This window comes from Arthrobacter sp. TB 23 (assembly GCF_000294595.1).
Classification (GTDB): Bacteria; Actinomycetota; Actinomycetes; order Actinomycetales; family Micrococcaceae; genus Arthrobacter_D.
On the sequence record NZ_ALPM01000107.1, the window covers coordinates 1 to 2,811 of the forward strand.

Here is a 2,811-nt window from a genome sequence, read left to right on the forward strand (position 1 = left end):
TGCACACGGATGCCGGCGCGTTCGGCGTTTAACGGCAACCCGACGGACGAATTGTGCAGAGCCGCAATTTTGCAGTTGTGTAAAAGGTTGTCCAGTGCCACAATAGTTTGGTGAGTCAACTAATTTCCTTGCGGGACCGAAAGAGGACAGAGACCTGGGCTGCGCTGCATGATGCCGCGGCCAGGCTCACCCTCGAAAACGGCCCGGACCGCGTCACCACCGAGGCGATTGCTGCCCAGGCCAACGTCTCGGCCCGCACCTTCTTCAACTACTTCGGCACCAAAGAGGACGCCATCCTCGGCCTCCAGGACCCCTCCATCCACGACTCCTGGCTGGCGGCCTTCGACGTCGACGCGGACCTCCTCGACCAGGTTTCCCGGCTCCTCGTGCAGGTGGTGCATTCCACTGAGGGTGGCGCCGACGGCGACAGCCTCCGGATGGAGGTGGTGCGGCGGTTCCCCCAGTTGCGCCAGCGCCGCTTCGGCTACTTCCTGAAGGTGGAACAGCTGGTCCGTGACGTCCTCACCGAAGGCATCACCGCCTCAGCCAAGTGGGCCGACGTCGCCCGGCGCCACCGGGCCGAAGACATTTCCCGGATGATCGTGCTGATCGCCGGAGCCCCCATGCGTTACGCGATGCAGGAATCTGCACACGCCCCCACACTAGACAACCAGTTCGCGGCTCTCAGTACCGCCAACGCACTCCTCAGAGAGGTCCTCCCGGAAATTCAATGAGTACCACAACCAAAACCGCTCCAGCTGTCGTTGTCGAGAAGCCCACCGGCATGCTCCTGTTGTTCATCGGCCTGATGCTCTCAATGCTGCTGGCAGCCCTCAGCCAGATGATCCTCAGTACCGCGCTTCCCACCATTGTGGGCGAGCTCAACGGGGTGGACCAGATGCTCTGGGTGATCACCGCCTACATCCTGACCGCCACCATCGTGATGCCGATCTACGGCAAACTCGGTGACCTGATGGGCCGCAAGAACCTGCTGCTCATCGCGATCAGCATCTTCATGGCTGGCTCAATCGTCGGCGGGCTTGCCCCCGACATGCCGTGGTTGATTACCGGCCGGGCCATCCAGGGCGTCGGTGGCGGTGGGCTGATGATCCTCTCCCAGGCGATCATCGCCGACGTCGTTCCCGCCCGCGAACGCGGCAAATATATGGGCGCCATGGGCGGGGTCTTCGCGTTCGCCTCGGTGGCTGGGCCCCTGCTTGGCGGATTCTTCACTGAAGGTCCGGGCTGGCGTTGGATGTTCTGGATCAACATGCCGTTGGGCATCCTCGCGATCCTCGTTGTCGTCTTCTTCCTGCACCTTCCCGGCAAGGAGAGGAAGCGGTCAAAGCCCGACGTCGCAGGCATGGTCCTCCTGGCCCTTGCCACCACCTCGATTGTGCTGGTGGGCACCTGGGGCGGCACCCGGTACGACTGGACCTCGTTGACGATCCTGGGCCTGATCGCTGCTGCGGTGGTCACCAGCGCAGCTTTTGTCCTGGTCGAACGCCGTGCGGACGAGCCGATCCTTCCGATGCACCTCTTCCGGGAACGCAACTTCAACCTCACCACCGCTGGCGGCCTGCTGATCGGCGTCACCATGTTCGGCGCCGTCGGCTACATGCCGACCTACCTGCAGATGGTCACCGGAGCAAGTGCCACCAACGCTGGCCTGCTGATGATCCCGATGATGGGGGCGCTGCTGGTCACTTCCACCGGATCGGGGCTGCTTGTCAGCCGGACCGGCCGCTACAAGTGGATGCCGATCGCCGGGTCACTGCTGGTCGCCGTCGCACTCTTCCTGCTCTCGACCATCCAACCCGCCACCGAGCTCTGGGTAATCTGCACGTACCTCGGGTTGCTTGGCGCCGGGCTGGGCCTCAGCATGCAGATCCTGGTGCTGATTGTGCAGAACACCTTCCCAAACCGGATGGTCGGGACGGCTACCGCCTCGAACAACTACTTCCGTCAGATCGGGGCCACCCTGGGGTCGGCCATCGTCGGTAGTCTCTTCACGACACGGGTCGCTGACCTGCTGACCGAGCGGCTTCCCGGCGGGGCGGTCAGCACCGAGGGTGGGGTCAACTCGCTCACCCCCGAACTGGTCTACACGCTCCCGGAGGCCGCGAGGAACGCGGTGATCGATTCCTACAACGACGCACTCACACCACTCTTCCTCTACATGGCGCCGCTCGGAATCATCGCCGCGATCCTGCTGTTCTTCGTGAAGGAGGCCCCTCTTGCGACGTCGATCGCCGCGGACCCTGAACCAGCCACCCAGGCCAGCAAGGCAGAATAGGGGCATGAGTTCCTACCTGATTACCCGTGAACGATTCATCAACGCCCCGGCCAGCGACATTTTCGAGGTCCTGGCGACCCCGGCGCTGCACAGCGTGATTGACGGCTCCGACACCGTCCAGGGCGAACAGCCAGGTGGACCGCAGCGGCTGTACGAGGGCGCCAAGTTCGGCATGGACATGCGGATCGGCGCGAAGTACAAGATCCTCAACAAGGTGACCGAGTTCGAGGAAGGCCGCCGGATTACCTGGCGCCACTTCACCAAGGCCACCTGGAGCTACGTCCTCGAACCGCGTGACGGCGGCACCCTGGTCACCGAGCAGTGGGATGCGCGTTCGGTGACTGGGAAGATTGTGCTGCGGCCGATGGGGTTCCTGCGGAAGAACCCGGTTGCCATGGAAAAAACCCTCATCAAGCTCGAAAACTACGTGACCAAACCCTGAGGTCAGCAGCTACTGGCCCTTACAGCAGCCCGACGCCGAACAGCAGCCCGAGCAGGTAGGTAGCGGCGGCCGC

General features: G+C 63.4%; 3 protein-coding genes. All 3 read left to right on the forward strand.

From position 1 onward, the window contains the following. The first annotated feature begins 110 nt into the window (after positions 1-110). The 3 genes from B384_RS0114655 to B384_RS0114665 are packed head-to-tail and all read left to right on the forward strand — an operon-like array spanning position 111 to position 2,738. Complete coding sequence (locus B384_RS0114655) at positions 111-734, forward strand: TetR/AcrR family transcriptional regulator (RefSeq protein WP_162148034.1); 624 nt, start codon at positions 111-113, stop codon at positions 732-734. Next, the gene (locus tag B384_RS0114660) at positions 731-2,296 is read left to right on the forward strand and encodes an MDR family MFS transporter (protein ID WP_019483856.1); all 1,566 of its coding nucleotides are present in this window, start codon (positions 731-733) and stop codon (positions 2,294-2,296) included. The genes B384_RS0114655 and B384_RS0114660 overlap by 4 nt, the downstream gene beginning before the upstream one ends. 4 nt (positions 2,297-2,300) lie before the next feature. Then, positions 2,301-2,738 (forward strand): SRPBCC family protein, encoded by a 438-nt coding sequence (locus tag B384_RS0114665; RefSeq protein ID WP_019483857.1) that lies wholly within the window; start codon positions 2,301-2,303, stop codon positions 2,736-2,738. Positions 2,739-2,811 lie beyond the last annotated feature (73 nt).